This window comes from Longispora sp. NPDC051575, assembly GCF_040681875.1.
GTDB lineage: Bacteria > Actinomycetota > Actinomycetes > Mycobacteriales > Micromonosporaceae > Longispora.
Map to the genome: position 1 here is coordinate 744,867 of NZ_JBFAZP010000002.1, position 21,626 is coordinate 766,492.

Genomic DNA, 21,626 nt, shown 5'->3' on the forward strand with positions numbered 1-21,626 from the left:
CGAGCTGGGCGGCGATGGCCACGGACCGCGCCTAGCCGCCGTCGCGCCCTCCGGTCGGGGCGGTCGGGGGCACGACGACCGGCGGGAGGACGCCGGGCGGGGCGGGGCGGCCCCGGGCCACCTGCAGGGCGCTCCACAGTTCCGTGATCTCGCGGACCAGGACGGACTGCAGGCCCGAGCAGGACTCGCAGTGCGGCACCAGGATCTGCTGACCGTTGACGATGCCGCGCCGGACCAGCCCGGTGGGCGGCTGGTGGTCGCCGATCCACGTGCCGTACTTCCCGGCGTCGCGCTTCCCGCAGCTGTGGCAGCCGTGTTCCTCCCCGAGGACCTGGATCGTCTCGCTCTCGTAGGCCCGGACCCGGGGCCCGGTCGCGTCGATGTACGCGTGCGTGTTCGGCCCCTCGTGCAGCAGCGGGTTGGCGAGCTTGCCGCTCAGTTGGCCCTCCAGCTCCGCGACCCGGGTGCCGCTCTGCACCGCGCTGCCCACGGCCGCGTCCACGCCGGCCTGGAGCACGGCGAGTTCGACCGCGACCTTGTCGGCCTCGGCCTGCTTGGTCGCCATGTCCACGGTGCCGGCGTCGACCAGGGCCGTCCCGGGTGCGGCGGCGGTGCCCGCCGCCTGGGTCAGCGCCGCCGCCCGGTCGGCGCTGAACTTCGCCTTCGCGCCGAGTACCCCGATGCCGGCGAGCATGACCAGCATCGCGCCCGCACCGGTCAGCGGCGCGACCATGAACAGCGCGTTGGCCGCCACGTCGATCGCCATCGACCGGAGCGCGCGCTGGAAGTCGTGGTCGCCGACCACCTCCTTGGCGGCCAGGGCGGCGACCGGCTCGTTCCAGGCGATGGTGCCGCCCGCCGGTTTGAGGCCGCTGCCGGTCATCCGGGCGTGCAGCGGCACCAGGTCCAGCGGGTCCAGGTCCTCGCCGAGCTTGGTCTGCGCGCCCTCGATGTCGCCGATCAGCTTGTGCATGCCGACGCCGATCTGGTCCCGGGCGGCCACCATGTCCTTCTGCTGGGCGAACGCGGCCGTGGACGCGCTCTTGCCGTCCCGGGTGATCGCGTAGACCTCCGGGTACTTCTCCAGGAAGAGCTCCGTGAAGCTCGTAGCCGTGGCGTAGAGGGTGTTGACCTGCGCGTACGGCACGACACTGTTGCGGCCGACGACCGGTATCAGCGGGGCGTCGACGGGCGCCTGGTCCAGCTCGGGCTTGGCGAACGGATCGAACGTCACCGGCACGTACATCCGGGTGGCGCCCGTCGACGGCGGAACGTACCCGGCGCCCTCCGTGCCGCCCAGGGAGGCGGGCGGCGGCGCGCCGTCGAGGTTCTCCAGCCGCCAGCCGACGTTGAGGGTGCGGGCGTGCTCCTGGGCGGCCTGCAGTCGGGCGATCACGGCCGCCGCGTCCTGCAGGTCCCGCATCCGGTCGTGCTGGCCCGTGGTGAGCTGCGCGCCGGTCACCGTCGGGTCGGTGGAGATGCCGAGCGCGCCCATCTCCTTGACCACGAACGTCCGGTTGTCGGCCAGGGTGCTCTGCGCCAGGGCCAGGACATCCTTGGGGAACGCCGTCTTGAGTGCCGCGATGGCCGGCAGGTCGCTCGTCAGGGTGGGCACCTTCGCGACGCTGAGTTTCCACCGCGCGCCGCCGTCGGCGTTGGCCACCGTGATCAGGTCCGGGCCGACCGACTCCCAGAACAGCAGCATCGCCATGACGTCCCGGCCCCAGGTGGAGCCCTTCCGGTTGAGCAGGTCGATCAGCTTGAGGATGTCCGGGACCGGCACCCCCTTCACGTCGTTGATCTGTTTGGCCGCGCCGGCGTCGTCGTCGTCCAACGCCGCCCGGACCAGCTCCGCGTTGGACTTGAAGGACAGCACCGAGTTCGTCCACCGCTGCACGTCGAGCGCGGCGGCCGTCGCGGCGTTGCCGGCCGCCCGCTGCATCGACAGCATCCCGCCCGCCGACAGCGGTCCGACCGCCGGGCCGGTCCGCGCGGCATCGGCCGCGGGGCGCCGCGCGGGCGGCCCCGGCTCGGCCGGGTGGTCTCGGTCCAGGTCGGGCACGGTGTGAGTGTGCGCCCACCCGGTGGGGGCCGGAAGGGCGGCGGATACGGCCGAGCGGGCAGGGTGCGTGCCCGAAGGGGCAGGGTCGACCGCGCGTCACCGCCGCGCGGTGCTCCCGACCCGCCGTGCCGCATCCCTGTTCCGTTCCCGGGCGGACCTGGGTGGCACGTGGGATGCCAGTGCCACCCGTTCCCGTACCACCGGACATGGTCCACAGGTCGAAGTGGCGTTGTGGGCTCCCTCCTGATAGACCCGTGCATCGACGCCTCCGTGTTGTGTCCAACCGTCGTGACCGGGCAGTGCGAAGACTAGGCAGCGGTGATGCCGTTGTTCTGTGCCCTGCCGCCGCCCGTTCTGCCGGTGTCCGCGAGGGCGTTGACCTGGGGCACGGGGGTGGGCAGGATGTCTGCGGCGTGCCGGGGCGGAAGTTCCGGCGGCAGAATGGGGGCACGGTGAACGTGGGCGACCGGCTGCGGGACCACCGCACCAGGAGCGGACTCACGCAGCGCGAGCTGGCCACGCTGGCCGGGGTCAGCGAGCGGTCGCTGCGGGACATCGAGCACGGCCGGGTGGCGACGCCGCAGGCGGCCACGGTGCGCCGGCTCGCCGACGCCCTCCAGCTCGGCGCCGACGAGCGGGACCGGCTGTCCGCGCCGCCCACGCTCGCGGTGGGCATTCTGGGTCCGCTCACCGTCGACAGGAGCGGCCAGCGGGTGCCCGTCGCGGCGGGCGCGGCCGGCCACCTGCTGGGTCTGCTGGCGCTGGAGTCGGACCGGTTCGTGACGGTCGACGAGATCGCCGACGTGCTCTGGGGCGCGCGACCGCCGTCGGGGTGGCGCAACCGGATCCACGTCCACGTCGGCCGGGTCCGCGAGCTGCTCGAACCGGGCCGACAGAGTGGTGTCCTCACTGGGCGGCGCGGGGAGTACCGCCTGGAGCTGCCGCACCCGGAACAGCTGGACGCCCGCCGCTTCGGTCACCTGGTCGGCCGGGCGGAACAGGCCGACGTCCGGGCGGCGATCGCGCTGTACCAGGAGGCGTTGGCCTGCTGGCGGGGACCGGTGCTGCTCGGCGACGACGGGCGGCTGTCCGGTCGGCCCTCCGCTGAGGGCCTGCGGCGGGCCCGGTTGTCGGCGACGCTGGCGCTGGCCGACGCGGCGTCCCGGGCGGGCCGGCCGGGTCAGGCGGTGCCCTGGCTCGAACAGGTCGCCGGGGAGGAGCCGCTGCACGAGGGCGTCCACGGCCGGCTGATGGCGGCCTGGGCGCGGACCGGCCGGCAGGACAGCGCGCTGCGGCTGTACGGCCGGCTCCGGACCAGGCTCGCCGACGAGCTGGGGGTGGATCCGTCCGCGGAGATCCAGGCCGTCTACCGCGACGTACTCGGCCGGGGCCACCTCGACCGGGCGGCCGGTCCCCCGATGCCCCGCCCGGCGCAGCTGCCCATGGCGACGATGCTGTTCGCGGGTCGCGACGACCTCGAGGTCCTCCTCATGGGTCACCTGACGGGACCCCGGCGGCCCAGCGAGATCCCCTCCCCCAGGGTCGTCGTCCTGCACGGGATGGCCGGGGTCGGCAAGACAGAGCTGGCGTTGCAGGTGGGCCACCGGATCAGGCACTGCTACCCGGACGGGCAGCTCTTCGCCGACCTGCGGGGCGAGCGGGAGCATCCGGCCGACGCCGCGCAGGTACTCGCCGGCTTCCTGCGGGCGTTGGGGGTCGCGCCGCAGCGGATCCCCGGCGATCCGGCGGAGCGGTCCGCGATGTTGCGTTCGCACCTCGCCGGGCGGCGGATCCTCATGATGCTCGACGACGTGGGCACCGCCAGCCAGGTCACGGCGCTGCTGCCGTCGGACTCCGGCAACGACGTCCTGATCACCAGTCGCGGCCCGCTGCCGGAGCTGCCCGTCACCCGGTACCGGCTGGAGCCGCTGCCCCTCGACGGCGCGCTGTCCCTGTTGGCGCGCCTCCTCCCCTCAGAGCGGCTCGACGACGAACCCGGCGCGGCGGCCGAGATCGCCGAGTACTGCGCGGGGCTGCCCCTGGCCCTGCGGATCGCGGCCTCCCGGTCGCAGCGCGAGGTCGGCCTGAAGGACATCGCCCGGCTGCTGCGCGACGTCGATCGCCGGGTCGGCGAGCTGCACACGGGCGAGCAGGCCATCCAGGCCAGCCTCGACTCGTGCGACCGCAAACTCAGCGGCCCGGCGCGGACCGCGCTGCGCCGCCTGGCGGCCCTGCCGACCGGCGCGTTCCCCTCCTGGGCCGTGCGGGTGGTCATGGCCTGCTCCGCGTCCGACGCGACCAGGATCCTCGCCGAACTCAGCGACACCCACCTCACGAACGCGCCGTCCGGGAAGGGTGGCCACCACTCCCTGCACGACCTGGTGCGGCTCTACGCCCGGCGGGACGTGACGCCGACGGACGAACGGGCGGTCGGCGACGTCGTCCTGCACTGGTTCCGGCTGGCGGAGGCGGCCAGCCGGCAGATGACCTCCCGGGTGCTGTCCACCGACGCGCTGGGCCTCGCGGCAGCCACACTGCCGCCCGGCACGGCGCCCGTCGATCCCCGGGTGTGGTTCGACCGCCACCACCGGCATCTGCTCGACCTGATCCGGTACGCCGGGGACACCGGTCAGGCGCGGCTCGCCGTGGCGCTGCTGACCGTCACGATCCCGTACCTGCGGACCCGGTACCTGACCGACGAGTGGCGGCAGGCCCTGGACGTCGTCCTCGCAGCCGTCCGGCGGACCGGCGACGCGCACGCGGAGGCCTACGGCTGGAACTGCGCCGCCCTGCTGGCGATCGTGGAGGCCGACCACGCGGCGGCCACGGTACTCGTCGAACGCGGTCTCGCCTGGTTCACCGCCGAACGCGAGCCGCACAACCGCAACCGGCTGCTGTACGACCTGCAGTACCTCAAACGGCGTCAGGGGGACACCGCGGGCGCCGAGGACACCGCCGCCACCCTCCTGCGGTGCGCCCGGGAAACGTCCGACCCGGTGGGTGAGGCGGCGGCACACCACGCGCTCGGTGTCGTGTACCGCGACTACCTCAACGACCTCGACCGCGCGCGGCACCACCTGGAACGCGCGCTGGAGATCACCGCGTCCGAGCCGATGAGCAGGGAGCGCTCGCAGATCAGCTTCGGACTCGCCAGCGTCTACCTCCGGCAGGGCACCCCCGGCCCCGCCGAGGAGCTCCTCAACCGCGCCCTGGAGGTCGCCCGCTCCCGCGACGACCAGTCCGGCGTCCTGTCCTGCCTCAACCGCCTCGCGAACCTGTGGCCCGCCCCGGCCGCCACGGAGGCGATCCGCGAGGCGCTGGCCATCGCCCACCGGATCGGCCAACCGGACACCATCGCCCTGGTCCACGAGGCGTGGGCCCGATCCGCCGAAAGGTTCGGGGAGTTCGAGGAGAGCATCGGGCACATGCGGAAGGCGGCGGACCTGTTCGCCCAGCTCCAGGCCCCGTCCGCGCTCGCGGAGGCCGAGGCGCACATCGCGCGGCTCACCGGGCGCCGCACCGTGGGGTGACCCGCGGATCCCGCGCCGGTCGGCCCCGGCGCGGGGTCGGCGGCGTGCGGCGGGCCCGGTGCCCGACACTGTGACGATGAGTAGTCAAACCTCCCAGGTCCAGCGGGTACTGTCGCGGACGGAGAGCTGGTTCATCCGACAGGGCATACCGCAGCTGATCACGGGGTACGGCTTCCGCCAGATCGTCTCCCGCATGGTCCCCTACCTGGTGTTCACCGCCCTGTTATGGCTGGACATGTTCACCGGGTTCGGCCCGGTGCAGGTGCTTCCCGTGGCCGCCGTCGGGGCCGCGGCCACCTGGGCGTGGCTGACCCGGCTGGGCACCCGGCCGCCGCCGCGACTACCCACAGGCACCGCCATCGGGGTACTGCTCGCGCACGTGCTCGGGCCGCCCGTCGTCGCGGTGGGCATGGCGGCCCTCGGCTGGCTCGACTTCCACCTCAGCGTGCACGGCCTGGTCGAGGTGGTCCTGGACGATCCGGACGACCTCGACCCCGGCCGACTGCTCGGCATCATCGCGGAGGTGGTGGGCCTGTGGATCGCCGTGGACCTCGTCCTCGTCGCCGTGGGCTACCTGGTCACGTCCAACGGACTGGTCGCGCTGTCCGTCCGGGCGCTCGGCCACGCCGTCACGGACCTGCGGCACAGCGCCCGGCTCCAGGGCCGCGCGCTGCCGGTGCTGCTGTTCGTGACGTTGTTCCTGTTCTTCACCGGCGAACTGTGGCAGCTGTGCAACCGGCTGCCCTGGGTCCGGATCTTCGTCCTGGTGACGGTGCTGGCCGCCATCTCGGTCCTGGCGGTGGCGACCCGGCTGCGCGTCGAACTGGGCCGGATCGAGCGCGACATGAGCCCGGCGGACATCCTGGCCGCCTGCGCGGGCACGCCCCTGGCCCGGCTCGCCCCACGGGTGGCGTCCCGCGCCGTCGGAGCGGCGCTGCGGCCCCGCCAGCAGGCCAATCTGCTGTTCGCGCTCGCGATCCGCCAACTCATCCAGGGCGCCGTCGTCGGACTCGGGCTGTACGGCCTGTTCACGCTGCTCGGCTGGCTCGTGTTGTACCCGTCGCTGGCGCGGCAGTGGATCGGAGCCCCGATCGAGTACTCGACGGTGTTCCCGGACCAGCCCGCCGCCATGTTCCGCCTCGCCGTGCTCCTGGCCGGCTTCGGCGGCATGTACTACGTCGTGCACTCGATGAACAACGCGGACACCCGGGAGGAGTTCTTCGCCCCCACCATCGCCGAGCTGGAGAGCGTCCTGGCGGTGCACGCCGCCTACGACGCCCTCGATCCGCAGACCCCCGACCGGCCCGCACCGGACAGCCGCCCGTAGCGGCCGGCGAACGGGCGGCCCCGGTGGGATCCCGCGGGCACATCCGCTGTAACTTCCTGGCATGTCCCTCGTCGCCGAACAGGACCGCGACGCCCACCAACGGCCGGACCCCGGCCCGCCGACGCCGTGACGTCCGCCACCATCCCCGCACCGCTCCTGGTCGTCGACGGCATGAGCATGCTGTTCGCCACCCTCGGCTACGGCTCCACGCTCGCGCCGAACGGCCAGCCGATGGTCGGCACCTACGGGTTCTTCGACATGCTGCGCGCCTCGATCCACGGCGACCTGCCGGCCGCGTCGGAACTCGTCGTCGCCTTCGACGGGGAGAACTCCCGCGCGGCCCGGCAGGCCCTGTATCCGCCGTACAAGGCGCACCGTGTCCGCCGCCCCGAGGACGAGGCGCTCCTGACGGCGGTGCCGGTGATCCGCCGGACCCTGGAACAGTCCGGGATCGCGGTGTACGCCATGGCCGGGGCGGAGGGCGACGACCAGATCGCCTCGATCGTCGCCGGGGAGAAGCCGGACCGGCGGATCGCCGTCTGGTCCCGCGACCGCGACCTGTACGCGCTCGTCACCGACCGGGTCCTGGTCCTCGACGCCAAACGGCCCCGGGGAGAGCGGTTCGTCACCGAACGCGTCGTGCTGGCCGAGTACGGGGTCACGCCGGCCCAGTGGACGGACTACCGGGCGCTGGTGGGCGATTCCTCCGACGGTATCCCGGGTGTGACGGGCATCGGCGAGGACACGGCGGCCCGGGTCCTCGCCGGGGGCTTCCTCCTGGAGGACCTGCCGAACTCGGGCCGGTGCACCGGCCGGGCGAAGAAGATCTTCGAGCAGTGGGAGAACGCCCTGCTGTTCCGCGACCTCATCCGTCTGCGGCGGGACCTGGACGTCGGGTACGTCAGCACCGGCGGTCCGAGTCCCGAACTCCCCGACGTCCACCGGCTGCACACCGAGTTCGGACTGTAGCCGACCCGGGGGGCGGTTCCGGCCTCGGATTGTCACAACGGGTGCCGCCGGGCGACCACAGCACCACATTAGACGGTGAGGCCACTCGGCACCCCTGGCCGGCTCACCGTCAGCTGGGCCCTGCGGCCTTCCGTTGGGACCGGTCCAGTTCGGCGGCCTGGAACGCGGCGACGAGGTCCGTGCCGGGGCCCAGTTCCGCCAGCCCCATGGTGACCGACACCGACGCGCCCGGTACCAGGATGTTCCAGTCGAAGTTCTCGACGGCCACCGCCAGCCGACCGGTGACCTCGGCCGCCGCCGACAGCGGGGTGTCGGGGAGGACGATGACGAACTCGTCGCCGCCGTACCGGGCCAGGAAGTCGCTCCCGCGCAGCAGCCGACCCAGGATCACGGCGACCTGACGGAGCACCTCGTCGGCCGACAACCGCCCGTGCACGGCGTTGACCGTCGCGAACCCGTCCAGGCCGGCAACGACCACCGTGCCGTTCCTCCCCTCACTGGCCAGGTCGCCCACGAACCTGTCGAGGTGCCGGCGGTTGGGCAGACCGGTCAGGAGGTCGGTGTGCGCCTCGTCGGAGTACCGCGTGACGGTCTGGCGCAGGTCCACCAGGTCGAGGCGGGCCGCGACGCCCTCCACGTACAGGCTGTGCAGGCGGGCGGAGCGGTCCCGCATGCCGCGGTGCACGATCCGTTCGGAGGCCAGCGCGGCGGCGAGTTCACCGTCGCGGGCGTAGGCCATCGCGCGCAGCCGGTAGATCTCCGCCTCGGGGACGTGGCCGTCGGCCTCCACCGCCTCGAGGTGGGCCAGCGCGCGCTTCGGGTCGCCCGCCGCGATGGCCAGGCACGCGTCCACCGCGAGCATGACCGCGACGGCCTCCGGGGACGTCGCCTGGTAGTTCTCGGTGAACACGGCCACCGTGCGGTGCGGCCGGACGCCGAGGGCCGCGAGCCGGGCGGCGGCGTACACCAGGAAGGGGGTTTCCTGGGGTTGGATGTCCTGCGGGCCGAGCGTGGTGTTCACCCGGAGGAGCTCGCGCACGCAGCCGGCGGTGTCGCCCTGCTGGTCGAGCCACAGCGCGTAGCGCACCCGGATCTCGGGATGGGAGAACGTCGCGGGATCCAGGCCGGCGGTGGCCGCGATCCGTCGCGCCCGGGCCAGAGCCTCCACGGCCTCGGTGTGGAAACCGATATAGGAGTACGTGACGGCGACGTCCAGCCAGGCCGTCGCCGACGCGAACCCCGACGGCGCGCGCTCCAGGGCCCGGACGCCGCGCACCAGGTGCTGGACCGACAGTTCCAGGGCTCCCAGTCGTTGGCTGACCCGGGCCGCGAGGGCGTGGAACTCCCCGACGATCGCCGGGTCGTGGAACCGGTCGAGGAGCGCGTGCACGGCGTCGACGGTGGCCGGGCACCGCTCGATGTCGTCGAGGTTGAGCTGGGCGCTGAGTTTGTACAACAGCACCGTGGCGGCGGTCCGGTCCGATACCGTTCCGGTCAGTGCCTCGTCGGCCAACGTGACGGCGTCGGCCGGGCGGCCGGCGCGGATCAGGCGGCCCAACTCGTCGAGGAGTTCGGCCGGTTCGCCGCCCGTCGCCGTTGCGTGCGTCATTCGCGCCCCTTCGGGGTTGGTGGTGTCCCCCATTCTCGGCCAGGCGGGGGTCTGTCGGGGTGACTTATTCCGGAACCGGTGCCGCCGTGTCGATGCGCGTGCTCTGGCAACCTGACCGGGGGTGTACCAGCCTCACCGGTGACCCAGCCGGCCGGGCACCGCGACCACTTTCCCCACTCCCCGAACAGCTCTTCCCTCGTACCCTCCGCTGCCGCTAGGTTGCCGGGCGTCGACGGAGGAGGATGTGATGAGCTTCGATGCCGAGCCCGGACGGTTCCGGAAGACCCGGTGGGCACTGGCCGCGGTGTTCGTCCTCGGGTTGGCGGGTCTCGCGTTCGCCGCCTCGCGGCGGGAGTACCCGCTGGTCGTGCCGCTGCTGCTGGTGGTGCTCGGGGCCGGGGCGGCGGTCAGCGCGCTCGGGCCGGTGCTGGGGACGCGGCAGCGGTTGACCGTGGACGACGGCGGGCTGATGGTCGAGGCGGGCCTGTGGAGTACCCGCCTGTCGTGGAAGCAGATCGCGCAGGTCCGGATCATCGACCGACCGCTGCCGCCCGGGGTGCGCTCGACGCCGGTGGTCCGCACCCGGCTGGCGCGCCGCCGGGCCGGGGCGAACGGTTGGGTCGTCGTGTGGCTGGCACCGGACGTGGAGCCGCCGGCGGCCCGGATGCACCTACCGTCGTGGCACGCCCGGCTGGGTGGGGTCCGGATCTGCGACCTGGCCACGCTGGACACCACGGACGAGCGGGTCGCCGAGGCGCTGAGGACGTTCGGCGGCGAGCTGTACGACCCGGGGCGGGGGCCGCGCTGAGCCGCCGACGACGCTGGCCGGCGGCGGCCCGGTGGCTGTGGCGGAGCCCGACGGCCCCGCCTCGCCGCCCGGATCCGGTCCGGCGGCCCGGAACGCCGCCACGGGCACCCGCCCGGGGCCACCGAGCCCGTCAGTTCTGGTGCGGGGGGCTCAGGGTGTACCGCGCCTCCACGACCGCGCGGATCCGCTGCCGCTGCGGTTCCATCCCCGGACCGGAACCCTTGCCGTAGGCGGCGCCCGCGAAGCTCCCCGATCCGGACGCGGCGTAGGCCACGCCCTCGACCCGGGCGCCCTGCCACGCCAGGCCGCTCGTGAGCCCCTCGTCGGCCACCTCGACCAGCCGGACGACCGTCGCGTCCAGCGCCTCGGCGTAGTCCCTGGCCCTGGCCGCCGCGTCGGCGAGCGCCGCCCGGCGGGCCCGCGCGTACACCGGGCTGTCGGGACTCAGCGTCCAGCGCACCCCGCCCAGCGAGACGCCCTCGTCCCCGGCGGCGTAGGACACGAGTTCCCCGAGCAGCGCGAAGTCCACGACCGACAGGATGACCCGGGCGGAGCCGGAGAACCCGGACCGCTTCCGCTCCCCCTCCGGGAGCACGCTGACGGATCCGAACTCACGGACGTCGACCGCTCCCGGGTACCGGTCCAGCATCGCGCCGAGCGCCGCGACGGCGGCGTCCAGCCGCGCCACGACCTGCGGCCGGTCCCGATCCTGGGCGGCGAGCGTCACCGTCACCGCGGCCAGCTCCGGCTCGGCCTCCAGCACTGCCTCGCCCCGGACGGTCAGCAACACGGTCTCGGTCATGGCGCATGCTAACTCGTCCCGCCCACGGCGGCCTCCCGGTCCGCCCCGGCAGCGGCCGGGCGCCGCCACCCGGGCTGGCGGTCGACCTCGGGCGGTTGGTCGCCTTCGGGGAACGCCGTCGAGCGGGCGACCCGGGGACAGTCCGACGGGTGGCGTGGTACCGCCGCCACCGTCAGATCACGTTGATGGCGGCCAGGACGATGACCACCGCGCACAGTACGGCGACGAACACCCAGGTGGGGATGTGCCGCGTGCGCCGGTTCACCAGGCTGTTGCGGTCACGGTGCCGCTCGGAGGCGGCGCGCACCGCCTCGGGCGAGGTGTTCACAGCCCGCATCGGGTCGCCGCCGCTCACACCGTCGCCGAGACTCATACCCCGACGATAGCCCGGGATCAGGCGGAGCGCTGACCCGCCGTGGGCGTCGACCCGGTCCTCCGCGATCGGGCGGGCCGAGCCCACCGGCGACCCGGTCAACCGGTGGCAGGGGGCCGTCGCCGACGTGCGCGCCTACGGCCGGGCCCTGTCCGCGCGGGACGCACCTGCTCGCGGCCCGCCCGCTCTGACCCGGCCACAGACGGCCTCCCCGGCGACGCGCCTGCCCGACGGCCCGCTGAGAGTCCCCTGAGCCCGCCTCAGAGTCGACACAGGACCTTCGCCGCAGGATGGGCCTCATGAGACCAGTAGCCGCTTCCGTCCTCGCCATGGCGGTCGTCCTGTCCGCCGCGGCCCCCGCCGTGGCCACGGGGCCCCGCGAACCCCGACTCTCCGGCACCGTCCGGCTGAAGACCAGCACCACGGCCGAGATCGACTTCACGATCGACGCCCGTGGGGTCGACGAGGCCGCCCGGGGCACGTTCATGATCCACCACAAGGAAGGCGACTCCGACGTGACCTCCCGCGGTGAGGTGGTGTGTCTGCAGGTCGGCGGCCCGGTGGCCGTCATGACGGGGAGGACGACCTGGGCGTCGGATCCACGGGTGCCGATCGGGGGCCGGATCGGCATCACCGTCTACGACCACGGCCGCCACGACCGACTGGGCGCCAGTTGGCAACTGGGGCACGGTGGCGACATCCCCTCGTGCATGGGCATGGCCCCTCAGGCGGAGATCGCCAGCGGCAACTTCACGGTCCAGAGCTGAACCCAGGACCGAAACCACACCGTCGGGTACTGCGTTCCGCCACTTCGAATGTTCTGCCGCCGAGGACCGGGCGGTGCCGCGCCCCCGCCAGCCGCGGCACAGCCCGGGCCACCGTCGCCCAGGTCACCGTGGCAGGAGCGGATTCAGCTGACGGGTACCCGACGGCCCAGGTCCGGGCCGCTGGATGTCGTCCACAATCGTCGGGGTGTGGTTGTCTCGTCGGGGCCGGTCGTGGTGGTCGGGGCTGGCGGCGGTCGGCGTCGTGCTCCTCGTCCTCGCGGCACTCGTTTTCGTCCTGCTCGCGCTGCGTTCCGGCCCGGTCGCGCGCCAGGAGGCGTGGGACCGGCTGGCCAGCGTCGGCAGCCTGGTACTCGGCGTCGGGGGCTTCGGGATCGGGGTACTGGGCGCCTGGGCCGCGTTGCGTACCCCTCCGAGTGATCCCGACGTCCAGCTCGACCGCGCGCTGGCCGATCTGGTCCAGCGGCTGCGTGCCCAGTGGGACGCCGAGGCCGAGGACCGGGGACTGTCCGGGCCGGATCCGATCCCCGTGCGGTGGCGGCCCACCGGGCGGGCGGTGCAGCCCGCGCTGTCCGAGGTGGTGTTCGGGCCGGGCTGGCGGGCCAAGGGGCTGCGGCTCCGGGGTGGTCCGGGCGACCTGGCCCGGTGCTGGCTGGGCCTGCCGCTGCGCCAGCTGGTCGTCATCGGCGAGCCCGGCGGCGGCAAGACCTCCCTGGCCGTCCTGCTCGTCACCGGGGTGCTGCGGAGCTGGGCGCCCGGCGACCCGACCGCCGTACCGGTCCTGGTGAACCTGGCCGGTTGGGACCCTCGGGTCCGGCACCTGGACACGTGGTTCGCCGGCCGGCTCGTGGAGCAGTACCCGTTCCTCGCGGACCGGGACCGCTACGGTCCGGACGTGGCGGCCCGGCTGGTGGCGGCCCGCAGGGTCGCGCCGGTCCTCGACGGCCTCGACGAGATGCCCACGGGCATGCACTCGGAGGCGCTCGCCCGGCTCAGTCGGGCGCTCGGCGGGCGCCCGGTGGTGCTGACCTGCCGCACGGACGAGTACGAGGCGGCGTGCCGCAAACAGGACCGCCCGTTCGGCAAGGCCCTCGTGGTGGAGATCGAACCGGTCACGGCCCGCCAGGCGGCGGTCTACCTCGCTGCGGGCGGCGTCGCCGGCACCCGGCGGTGGGCACCGGTACTCGACGTCCTCGCCGCCGAGCCCACCGGTCCCCTGGCCGCCGCGCTGTCGACGCCGTTGACGGTGTTCCTGGCCCGGGTGGTCTACCGGGCCGTCGACCGCGACCCCGCCGAGCTGACCCGGTTCGCCGATGCCACCGCGATCACCGACCACCTGTTGGACGCGTTCCTGCCCGCCGTGTACGACGACCCCGGCCCGCCGGCCCCCGGCACACCCCGGCACCCGAGGTACCCCGCTGAGCGGGCCCGGCACTGGCTGACGTTCCTGGCCACCCGGCTGCGGGAGCCCGGCGACAACGAGATGGCCTGGTGGCGGCTGGCCAGGTTGCTCGGTCCGAGGTGGGACAGGACGGCTCCGGCGGTCCTGGTCACCCTGGCCGCCGCCGCCCCGTTCGGGTTCCGCGCCGAGGCGCTGATCGTCGCGGGCCTGCTCGTGTCCACGACGTTCTTCCGGGTCGGCGAGGTGCTCCCCCGGCGGATCGCGCTCCAGCCGTGGCGGACCCTGATGTCGCTGGGGTTGTGCTCGGTACCCACGGCCGTCACGTTCCTCCTGGCCCGCGACGCGGAGCTGTTTCCGCACTGGCAGGTGCTGTGGGGCGCCTTCTTCTTCGCCCTCGCCCTGGCCATGGGGCTGGGTGGCCCGCTGTCGCGCGCCGACCTCCTCGACCCGCTCAGCACGCTGCGGGACGACCGGCGTTCGGCGGTCGCGGCCGGGGTGCCCGCCGCGCTGCTCGTCGGGGTACCCGCCTGGATCCTGCTCGGCCCCCTGTACGGGCTGCGGTTCGCCGCCGGCGCGGCCATCGTGATCGGGCTCGGCAGCCTGCCCGGGGAGGCGTGGGTGCGGTTCACGATCGCCCGGTTCGCTCTCGCGGCACGGGGAGACCTGCCGTGGCGACTGGTCAGGTTCCTCGCCGACGCCCGGCGCCGCGGGATGCTGCGCCAGACCGGGGCCGCGTACCAGTTCCGGCACCTGCGCCTCCAGGAACGGATCCTGGCCGCGAACCCGGAGCCGGCCCCCGCGCGATCAGAACCCGAGAACGCCCGCTGAGATCCCGTGGCACCGGCCCGGGCCCCGCACGCGGGTGCCCGAGCCGGTGTTCGTGTCGGATCCGGTCAGGTCAGCAGCTGTGCGTGCGCATGACCTCGTACGAGCTGCGCCAGCTCATGCACCCGGACGCGGAGTGTCCGTACCAGTTGTGCCCGAACTCGTGCGCGGCCAGGAGGGCGAAGTCGTTGACCCTGAAGGAGAGCGCGATCCTGCCGCCCATGTTCCAGTTGCAGCCCACGACCGTGGTGCCGCCGCCACAGCCCTGGACGTAGCCGCTCACGCAACCCACCGGCGTACCGCCCGACTGGGTCTCGACGGCCCCGCCCCAGTAGTTGGCGCCCCTGCGGATGGAGCTCTCGTAGCCGCGACACGAGGACTCGATGTGGTAGTACCAGGTCGCGGCGGCGAGCGGGGCGCCCTGGGCCCTGGGCGCGGTGGGGGCGTCGGCCCGGACGTTGTCGACGCCGGACGGGCCGCCCACCGCCTGGGCGGGTTGCGCGAAGCCGTACCCGGTGGGGCCGGAGGCATTGGCGGCGACGGGGAACATCACGATGACGGCGGCGGTCAGCGCCGCACCGGCGAGCCTGCGGAATAGTGTGGACACAGTGGACTCCTAGGTGAGGGGACGGCGTCGGCCGAGAGTTCCGACGCCGGATCGGACGGGCCGGGAGGCGGCACGTCCGACTACTGCTCCTCGAGTGGTCCGCCCGTTCGACCGCGGGGTTTCCGGATCGGTAGGGCGGGTTCCCCGAAGACAGGAGGGGCTGCCTTTCTGTGGCGCCCCGCCGGGCTTCCGGTCAATTGAGGGGATTGACAACCCATGATGGACCCAGGGTGGAGAAAAGTTCAATATGTCGATTGTGCCCCCGACAATTCTGTGAAAATCCTCGTCGCGGACGGACGCCTCGAGTCGGCTACTTCTGCCCTGTTTTCCCTGTTCAGCCGGCCGCGCGGGCGGAGCGGGCCGTCGCCGATTTCACAGGATCGCGACGAGAATCGAAATTTCGACCATCGCCGACCGGCCAGTCCGGGTCGGACCAGCCCACACCGAGGCGGAGGCGCGTGCTCCGTGGCGTCAGGTCCATTCCCAGCGCATGCCGAGCATGCCCGGCATGATGTCGTTGTCGACCAGATGGGCGGCGTGGGTGTTGCCGACCCAGACCTCGCGGACGCCCTGGTCGGGGGCGGGTTCCTTGCGGCGGGAGAAGGTCAGGCACCGGGCGGGGATGGCTGCCGGGTCGAACTGGACCTCCAGGATGTACTCGCGCAGCGGGACCGGGACCATCCGGGTGTAGTGGTCGGTGACGACGCCGGGGCCGAACCGAAGCTCGTACTCGACGATCGCCGTCTCTCCGGTGTTGAGGACCCGGTCGAAGATCAGCTCCGTGACGACGTACAGGCCGTCCGCGTCGGCGCGGGTCCGGCCGATCCGGCAGTTGCGCAGCGCGTGCGCCGTGGGGATGTTGCTCCGGTCCCCCTCGTCGTGCTTGATGGTGATCACGTGCCGGGAGATGTTGTCCCTGGTGGCCCGCAGGACGTGCCGGGTGGTGAGGGAGATCGCGGCCCGGTCCGGTCCGAGCCGGTACAGGTCGTGGCTGAAGCTGCACAGGGCGCTGTGTCGCGGGGCTTCGATCGCGGCGAGGAGCGGGGGAAGGTTCTCGCTGTCGGCCCAGCCGTCGCTCAGCGCCATGGTCCCGGCGGCGTGGTCCAGCCACCGGCCGCGCGGACGGCGGGGGCCGAGTTGGGCGGTGAGCGAGTCGGCGGGCAGTCCGAGGATGCCCTCCAGTGCGTGCACCGCGCGCAGCGAGTCCGGGCGTTCCGGTCGGCGGCGTCCGCGTCGCCAGTAGGCGAGCGCGGACTGGCTGACCATGATGCCGAGGGCCGCCAGCCGGTTCTGGATCTCCTCGACGCGCATCCCGCTGGCCTCGATGGCCAGGTGCAGCGCGGCCGAGAAGGGGCCGGTGCGCAACACGTGAGCCAGTTCGCGATCGATGATCTGTTGCCGCATACGGAGGAGTATCCACCTGGCGACCACGGTTGTTAAGAGGCGAATGCCCAGCTTAGGGCAGGGATAAGCCGCGCATAAGGTTGGCCGGCGCGCGTGGAGGGGCACGCGCGCCGGCCAACGGATCGGGATGCCGGGACCGTCAGGTCACCCGCCGGCCCGCGTCACCTGCCGGCGGCGACGCCGGAGCTGAGGAAGCCGGTCTGGAGCAGCACGTTCGGCGAGCCCGTCTTGATGCCGCCCAGCTTGCCCGTCACGCCGTTGCCGACGATCGCGTCGCGGACCTGCTTCGGCGTGGCGTCGGTGTGGCCGGCCAGGTACAGGGCCGACACGCCGGTCACGTGCGGCGCGGCCATGGAGGTGCCGGTGTCCAGCCGGAATCCCGTGGTGTTGGCGTTGTCGGCGGAGTTGATGGCGGTGCCGGGCGCCCACAGGTCCAGGCAGGAACCGTAGTTGGACGGACCGGGGGTGCTGGAGTACCGCTTGTCCGCCTTGGTGCTGTTGCCGACGGTGATGCCCGCGGCGACCTTCTGCGGGCTGAAGTAGCACGCGTCGTCGTCGTTGTTGCCGGCGGCCATCACGAACTGCAGGCCGGAGTCGATGACGGCCTTGGCCGCCTTGTCGAACGAGCTCAGGCTGCACCGCTTGCGGCAACCGATGCTGTAGTTGACGACCGCGGGCTTGACCGCGTTGGCCTTCACCCAGTCCAGGCCGGCGAGGATCGCGTCGTCCTGGCCGCTGCCCTGGCAGTCGAGGACCCGCACCGAGACCACGTTGGCCTTCTTGGCGACACCGGCGGTGGCGCCCACCGCGATGCCGGCGACGTGGGTGCCGTGCCCCTGGCAGTCCGCCGGGTCATCGTCGTCGTCCACGAAGTCCACGCCGGGCCTGACCCTGCCGGCGAACTCGCTGTGCCCGGCGTTGATACCGCTGTCGATCACGTACACGGTGACACCCTCGCCCGCGTTGTCCGGGTAGGAGTAGGACCCGTCCAGCGGCAGGGCCGGCTGGTCGATGCGGTCGATGCCCCAGTTGGGCGGGTCGTCCTGGACGTCGGCCGCGCCCATCTCCTGCACCTGCTCGACGTGGTCCACGGCCGGATCGGCGGCCAACCGGCGCGCCTGCGCGGCGGACATGCTGACGGAGAACCCGCGCAGGACCTGGTCGTACACGTGGTTCACCGTGCCGCCGAACCTGCCCGCCAGGCCGTCGGCCCGGCCGCGGACGGAGGCGGACGCGATCCCGGCCGGGGCGTCCTTCAACGCGACGATGTACCGGCCGGGCACCGCCGCCGGGGAATCGTCGCCGCGGATCACGCCCTCCCGTGGCGCGGCGGCCTGGGAGACGCCGCCGGAACCCGCCACCACCGCGACCGCGACCGCCGCGGCGGCCACCCACGCGCGCACTGCTGTTGTTCTCATGCCGAACTCCTTCGAGGGGAAACGTTCGGCAGGACCCTAGGAAGCCGGCGCGCTCCGGGGCGAGAGCGTCGCACAGCCGAACATCGATCGACCGTCCAAAACTGTCACCGGATGTCCGGGCGCACACCCCACAGAACAGCGCACCCGATCGGGGTACCGAACCCATGCATTTCGGGTGAACATCTACCCCGCCGGCACCCCGCGAGGGGCGCGCGTCCGCCCTGGTCCGCGCGCGGCGTTGGCCGGGCGGCGTGACGTACACACAGGTCAGGAGGGTGGGCTCCCAGAGGGCGGGACAATGGCGCACTCACAGAATTGGCCGGACTCGGACGGCGACGGCCAGGCCCCTCCAGCGCGTTCTGGTCCGCACCGTCGGTGTCCTGGCCGGCCGTCCGGCACCCTGTCGCGGGAGGCTAACGCAGCCAGCCCTTCTGCTTGATGTACCACAACGGCAACAACGCGGCGACGAGCGTCATGCCGATGGAGATCGGGAAGCCGTGTTCCCAGGTCAGCTCGGGCATGACGGCGAAGTTCATGCCGTAGAACGTGGCGATCAGCGTCGGCGGCAGGAACACGGCGGTGATGATGGTGAACACCTTGACGATCTGGTTCTGCTTCACATCCAGCGACGCGAGGATGGACTGCTGCAGGAAGCGCACCTTGTCGTGCTCGAACGCCGCCCGCTCCTTCACGCCCTGGATGTCCGCGCCGAGCAGGTCGACGAGGCTGGCCAGGTCGGGGTCGTCCCCGTTGACCTCCATCCTCAGGTACCGGGCGGCGCGCGCCAACATGAGCTGCCCCTCCAGGCAACGGGAGACGAGTTCCTCGGTGCCGTTGAGGGCGAACGTGGTGGCCTGGATGTCGGTGACGCCGATCTCGCGGCCCTTCTCGTCCCTGCCGGCCGACAGCCGTTCGATCTCGCCGTTCATGGCCTCCAGTGCGGTGGAGGCGTGCTCGACGACCTCGGCGGAGGCCTCGTTCATGGCGTGCAGCACCGCCTGCATGACCCCGCGCGGACCGGCGGTGAGGGCGGGGTTGCGGCGCATCCGGGTGAGCGCCCTGTCGAACGGCGCGAACCCGGCCGGCGCGACGGTGATCAGCAGGTCGTCGGCGAGGGCGAAGAGCACGGTGACGCGGCGTGGGCCGTCGGGGCTGCGGATCATCTGGGTGACGGGGATGTAGATGAACGTGTCGTCCTCCTCCATCCCGTCCGACAGGTGCGGGAACACCGCGCCGTGCGCGGCACGGCAGGCGGCCAGGGCGGTGTCGTCGTCCGCGGGCACGCGCAGCCAGATCGTGTCCAGGGCGGCGGCGTCGAAGGGTGTGGTGGTGGTGGTTTGGGTGCGGGGTGTCATCGGCGGGACTCCTGTCCAGTGCTGGGGTGTCGGGCTACTTGCAGTCGGCGGGTGCGGACGGTGACGTCGAGGACGTCGCCGTGCACTGGTCGGCCGGTTGCGCGTAGTGGACGGCCAGCAGGCCCACGCAGATGATGATGTACAGGGTGACCACGGCGGTGATCACCTCACGCTCCAGGCTGCGCCCGGAGGACTTCTTCTTGAACATGACGGGCTCCGTGTCCGGCAAGGGCGGACCGCCGCACGAGACACCGCCGGGCGCAGCCGGAACCGGGCCCTCGCCGAAGCGGGGCACCGGGAAGCGGAGGCTGGCTAGCGGTCGTCGCCGGCGGTCACCGAGGTGGGGGTGAACGCACGGGGATGGCAGCTACTACTGCCGCAGCTATCCATGCCACTCACCTCCCTGCGGTCGGGACACCGTGGTGCCGTGCTGACACGCACCCGGGAGAGACCACGCCGAAACGGCAGGGAGACACGCTCCCGCCGGTCAGAGCCCCTCCTCGTAAGAGCTTTGGCACTGCACGGCGTAGCACCGGGTGGTGCAGCCACTTGGCCTCACCCCTTAAGCCGGGGAGAGGTGTCCTGAACCTGGGCGTCTCTCGACGTCGTGGGGTCAGTGGCCTGTGTCCGTGCAGACGCCTCACCGAACAAGGTGCGTCTGAGTAAACCTCGTCAAGGATGCACCCGCCCGGATGGAGCGTCAACCAATGGAACGGTGACACCCGACACCCGCCGCCGACGACTTCCGCCCTGCTCCGCGTGCGCCGACACCCAGCTCACACCACCCGCGCCGCCACGGCCAGGAACTGGTGCTCGGCGTCCTCGTAGCCGGTGAGCCGCCAGCCGGCGGCCTCCAGCAGCGCTTCGAGATTCGGGCGCGCGAGGGGCTCGTCCGGGCGGAGCGTGCGGCCATGCCGGGCCGCCAGTGCCGCCCGCCCCGACGGATGGAAGACCACGAGCGTTCCGCCGGGACGGGTGACCCGGGCGAGTTCGGCCAGCCCCGCCCGGGGCTCCGGCAGGTGGTTGACGAGCCCGGCGGCGAACACCGCGTCGACGCTCCCGGCGGCCAGCGGCAGACGCCGGGCATCCCCGAGGAGCAACGTCGCCCGCTCCGCGCGTCCGCGCTCGCGGGCCGTGTCCAGCATCGCGGGGGTGACATCCAGGCCGAGGACGGTTCCCCGGGGACCCACGGCCGCGCGCAGCATGGGCAGGGCGCGCCCGGTGCCGCAGCCCAGATCCAGGGCGGTGTCCCCGGTCCGCAGCCCGGCCTCCGCGACGGCCCGGGCGTAGGCGGGCAGGTCCTCGCCGAACCTGGTGTCCCACGTGTGGGCGCGGACGGCGAAGAACGCGCGGCTCTCCGACAGGTACCACCGCTCCCGGTCGGCCAGGCCCGCGTCCAGATGACGGATCACCGGCCAACCGGGGTCGTGGTAGTCCAGCACGACGCTCGCCGCGTGCTCGCTGTCGCCGGAGGCACCGTCGCGTGGAGCGGTGCGCAGGTAGATCACCACGTCCCAGGTGCCGGCAGGGGGTCGGGTCCGCCACCGGGGCCCGTCGGCGACGACCACCTCGTGCGGGTGCCGGTGCGCGCGCCACGCGTCCTCGTCGGCGAGGGGGCGGGCGTCGGTCAACCGGGCGTGGTGCTGACCGGCCGACGCCATGGCCTCCACGAGCCGGTCGGCGAACTCCGCCGCGTGCTGACCGTCCACGACGACGAACACCGGCCCGGCGGTCGCCCGTGCGGCGAACACGCCGGTCAGCAGGCCCGTGACCTCGGCGACGCGCTCACGGCGGGACTCGACGCTTGGCACACCCATCAGACCATGATGCCGCTACCAGGCGAAATCTCACAATCATGCCGCAAACACCAGCGTTGGGTACCAGTCGGGTTCGCACATGCGACCCGGTAGTCCCCGACAGGGCAGGCTCTAGGCGGGGGTTACCGACATCCGGTAGTACCAGCCGTCCCAGTCGGTGCCCGGCTGGTCCCGGTAGGTGCACGGTCCGGTGAGGCAGCCCTCCGCCTCGGCGTCCGAGCGGTACTGCTCGCACTGGTCCGGGCTGGAGAACGCCCCCGCCCATTCGAAGTGGACCGCGGCGGCCGGGGCCTGGCCGAGGAGCAGGGCGAAGGTGGTCGCGGTCGCGGCGAGCACGGCACCGCGCAGCCCGAGTTTAGACATCGACATCTATCTTCCTCTCGCCGGGGGTGTCAGCGTACCCCGCATCAGTCCACAATAGATAGATGACCGTCGGGGGCGCGCCCGCAACCCTCGACCGGTCCGGCCGGGCCGTCGGGTTCCGCGCCCGATGGCGGATCGTCCGATGGCGGGGCGCCGATCAGGTGATTCTG

The 21,626-nt window shown here is 72.9% G+C and carries 17 protein-coding genes and 1 riboswitch; of the genes, 6 read left to right on the plus strand and 11 right to left on the minus strand.

Features of this window, described 5'->3' with window-relative positions; all coding sequences use genetic code 11:
* Positions 1 to 31 precede the first annotated feature (31 nt).
* Entirely contained in the window at positions 32 to 2,062 is a 2,031-nt protein-coding gene (locus AB0M43_RS07085) for a hypothetical protein (RefSeq protein ID WP_363721905.1), read from the minus strand.
* A 452-nt stretch (positions 2,063 to 2,514) separates the two neighbouring features.
* On the opposite strand from AB0M43_RS07085, the gene AB0M43_RS07090 reads away from it, so the two are divergent.
* The 3 genes from AB0M43_RS07090 to AB0M43_RS07100 all read left to right on the plus strand — a co-directional run bounded on the left by AB0M43_RS07090 (position 2,515) and on the right by AB0M43_RS07100 (position 7,888).
* A complete protein-coding gene (locus AB0M43_RS07090) occupies positions 2,515 to 5,592 on the plus strand; it encodes a BTAD domain-containing putative transcriptional regulator (protein ID WP_363721907.1) in 3,078 nt (1,025 codons plus the stop codon).
* A gap of 76 nt (positions 5,593 to 5,668) precedes the next feature.
* Entirely contained in the window at positions 5,669 to 6,919 is a 1,251-nt protein-coding gene (locus tag AB0M43_RS07095; RefSeq protein WP_363721909.1) for a hypothetical protein, read from the plus strand.
* Between the two features lie 126 nt (positions 6,920 to 7,045).
* Positions 7,046 to 7,888: a 5'-3' exonuclease H3TH domain-containing protein gene (locus AB0M43_RS07100; protein ID WP_363721911.1), complete on the plus strand. Its 843-nt coding sequence runs from the start codon at positions 7,046 to 7,048 to the stop codon at positions 7,886 to 7,888.
* A gap of 109 nt (positions 7,889 to 7,997) precedes the next feature.
* On the opposite strand, the gene AB0M43_RS07105 is transcribed toward AB0M43_RS07100, so the two are convergent.
* Entirely contained in the window at positions 7,998 to 9,497 is a 1,500-nt protein-coding gene (locus AB0M43_RS07105; RefSeq protein ID WP_363721913.1) for a GGDEF domain-containing protein, read from the minus strand.
* Positions 9,498 to 9,744: 247 nt separating this feature from the next.
* On the opposite strand from AB0M43_RS07105, the gene AB0M43_RS07110 reads away from it, so the two are divergent.
* Positions 9,745 to 10,305 (plus strand): hypothetical protein, encoded by a 561-nt coding sequence (locus tag AB0M43_RS07110; protein ID WP_363721915.1) that lies wholly within the window; start codon positions 9,745 to 9,747, stop codon positions 10,303 to 10,305.
* A gap of 130 nt (positions 10,306 to 10,435) precedes the next feature.
* Here the strand turns inward: AB0M43_RS07110 and AB0M43_RS07115 are convergent, their stop codons facing one another.
* Both AB0M43_RS07115 and AB0M43_RS07120 read right to left on the minus strand, forming a co-directional pair.
* A complete protein-coding gene (locus tag AB0M43_RS07115; RefSeq protein WP_363721917.1) occupies positions 10,436 to 11,107 on the minus strand; it encodes an SIMPL domain-containing protein in 672 nt (223 codons plus the stop codon).
* Positions 11,108 to 11,279: 172 nt separating this feature from the next.
* Positions 11,280 to 11,480 carry a hypothetical protein gene (locus AB0M43_RS07120; RefSeq protein ID WP_363721919.1) on the minus strand — a complete coding sequence of 67 codons (201 nt, stop codon included), beginning with the start codon at positions 11,478 to 11,480 and terminating at the stop codon, positions 11,280 to 11,282.
* Positions 11,481 to 11,779: 299 nt separating this feature from the next.
* Between AB0M43_RS07120 and AB0M43_RS07125 the strand changes: the two genes are divergently transcribed.
* Together AB0M43_RS07125 and AB0M43_RS07130 are read left to right on the plus strand one after the other, a co-directional pair.
* Entirely contained in the window at positions 11,780 to 12,247 is a 468-nt protein-coding gene (locus AB0M43_RS07125) for a hypothetical protein (RefSeq protein WP_363721921.1), read from the plus strand.
* A gap of 205 nt (positions 12,248 to 12,452) precedes the next feature.
* On the plus strand, positions 12,453 to 14,495 hold the full coding sequence (locus tag AB0M43_RS07130) for a hypothetical protein (RefSeq protein ID WP_363721923.1): 2,043 nt from the start codon (positions 12,453 to 12,455) through the stop codon (positions 14,493 to 14,495).
* A 70-nt stretch (positions 14,496 to 14,565) separates the two neighbouring features.
* Here the strand turns inward: AB0M43_RS07130 and AB0M43_RS07135 are convergent, their stop codons facing one another.
* The 7 genes from AB0M43_RS07135 to AB0M43_RS07165 form a co-directional block, all read right to left on the minus strand.
* Positions 14,566 to 15,099 (minus strand): hypothetical protein, encoded by a 534-nt coding sequence (locus AB0M43_RS07135; RefSeq protein ID WP_363721925.1) that lies wholly within the window; start codon positions 15,097 to 15,099, stop codon positions 14,566 to 14,568.
* A 471-nt stretch (positions 15,100 to 15,570) separates the two neighbouring features.
* A complete protein-coding gene (locus AB0M43_RS07140; protein WP_363721927.1) occupies positions 15,571 to 16,503 on the minus strand; it encodes a hypothetical protein in 933 nt (310 codons plus the stop codon).
* A 161-nt stretch (positions 16,504 to 16,664) separates the two neighbouring features.
* Positions 16,665 to 17,921, minus strand: coding sequence for a S8 family peptidase (locus AB0M43_RS07145; RefSeq protein WP_363721928.1), 1,257 nt, complete (start codon positions 17,919 to 17,921; stop codon positions 16,665 to 16,667).
* A gap of 413 nt (positions 17,922 to 18,334) precedes the next feature.
* The gene (locus AB0M43_RS07150; protein ID WP_363721930.1) at positions 18,335 to 19,276 is read right to left on the minus strand and encodes a CorA family divalent cation transporter; all 942 of its coding nucleotides are present in this window, start codon (positions 19,274 to 19,276) and stop codon (positions 18,335 to 18,337) included.
* Positions 19,277 to 19,310: 34 nt separating this feature from the next.
* Complete coding sequence (locus AB0M43_RS07155; protein ID WP_363721932.1) at positions 19,311 to 19,484, minus strand: hypothetical protein; 174 nt, start codon at positions 19,482 to 19,484, stop codon at positions 19,311 to 19,313.
* Positions 19,485 to 19,765: 281 nt separating this feature from the next.
* Positions 19,766 to 19,935: riboswitch (M-box (ykoK) riboswitch) on the minus strand.
* Positions 19,936 to 20,052: 117 nt separating this feature from the next.
* A complete protein-coding gene (locus tag AB0M43_RS07160; protein ID WP_363721934.1) occupies positions 20,053 to 21,093 on the minus strand; it encodes a class I SAM-dependent methyltransferase in 1,041 nt (346 codons plus the stop codon).
* Positions 21,094 to 21,204: 111 nt separating this feature from the next.
* Positions 21,205 to 21,462 carry a hypothetical protein gene (locus AB0M43_RS07165; protein WP_363721936.1) on the minus strand — a complete coding sequence of 86 codons (258 nt, stop codon included), beginning with the start codon at positions 21,460 to 21,462 and terminating at the stop codon, positions 21,205 to 21,207.
* Positions 21,463 to 21,626 lie beyond the last annotated feature (164 nt).

Bases quoted from the DNA above. Each gene is read 5' to 3' on its own strand.
- AB0M43_RS07165 (WP_363721936.1), bottom strand. From the start codon at position 21,462: ATGTCGATGTCTAAACTCGGGCTGCGCGGTGCCGTGCTCGCCGCGACC.
- AB0M43_RS07140 (WP_363721927.1), bottom strand. From the start codon at position 16,503: ATGCGGCAACAGATCATCGATCGCGAACTGGCTCACGTGTTGCGCACC.
- AB0M43_RS07150 (WP_363721930.1), bottom strand. From the start codon at position 19,276: ATGACACCCCGCACCCAAACCACCACCACCACACCCTTCGACGCCGCC.
- AB0M43_RS07145 (WP_363721928.1), bottom strand. From the start codon at position 17,921: ATGAGAACAACAGCAGTGCGCGCGTGGGTGGCCGCCGCGGCGGTCGCG.
- AB0M43_RS07110 (WP_363721915.1), top strand. From the start codon at position 9,745: ATGAGCTTCGATGCCGAGCCCGGACGGTTCCGGAAGACCCGGTGGGCA.
- AB0M43_RS07105 (WP_363721913.1), bottom strand. From the start codon at position 9,497: ATGACGCACGCAACGGCGACGGGCGGCGAACCGGCCGAACTCCTCGAC.
- AB0M43_RS07155 (WP_363721932.1), bottom strand. From the start codon at position 19,484: ATGTTCAAGAAGAAGTCCTCCGGGCGCAGCCTGGAGCGTGAGGTGATC.
- AB0M43_RS07115 (WP_363721917.1), bottom strand. From the start codon at position 11,107: ATGACCGAGACCGTGTTGCTGACCGTCCGGGGCGAGGCAGTGCTGGAG.
- AB0M43_RS07095 (WP_363721909.1), top strand. From the start codon at position 5,669: ATGAGTAGTCAAACCTCCCAGGTCCAGCGGGTACTGTCGCGGACGGAG.
- AB0M43_RS07125 (WP_363721921.1), top strand. From the start codon at position 11,780: ATGAGACCAGTAGCCGCTTCCGTCCTCGCCATGGCGGTCGTCCTGTCC.
- AB0M43_RS07160 (WP_363721934.1), bottom strand. From the start codon at position 21,093: ATGGGTGTGCCAAGCGTCGAGTCCCGCCGTGAGCGCGTCGCCGAGGTC.
- AB0M43_RS07120 (WP_363721919.1), bottom strand. From the start codon at position 11,480: ATGAGTCTCGGCGACGGTGTGAGCGGCGGCGACCCGATGCGGGCTGTG.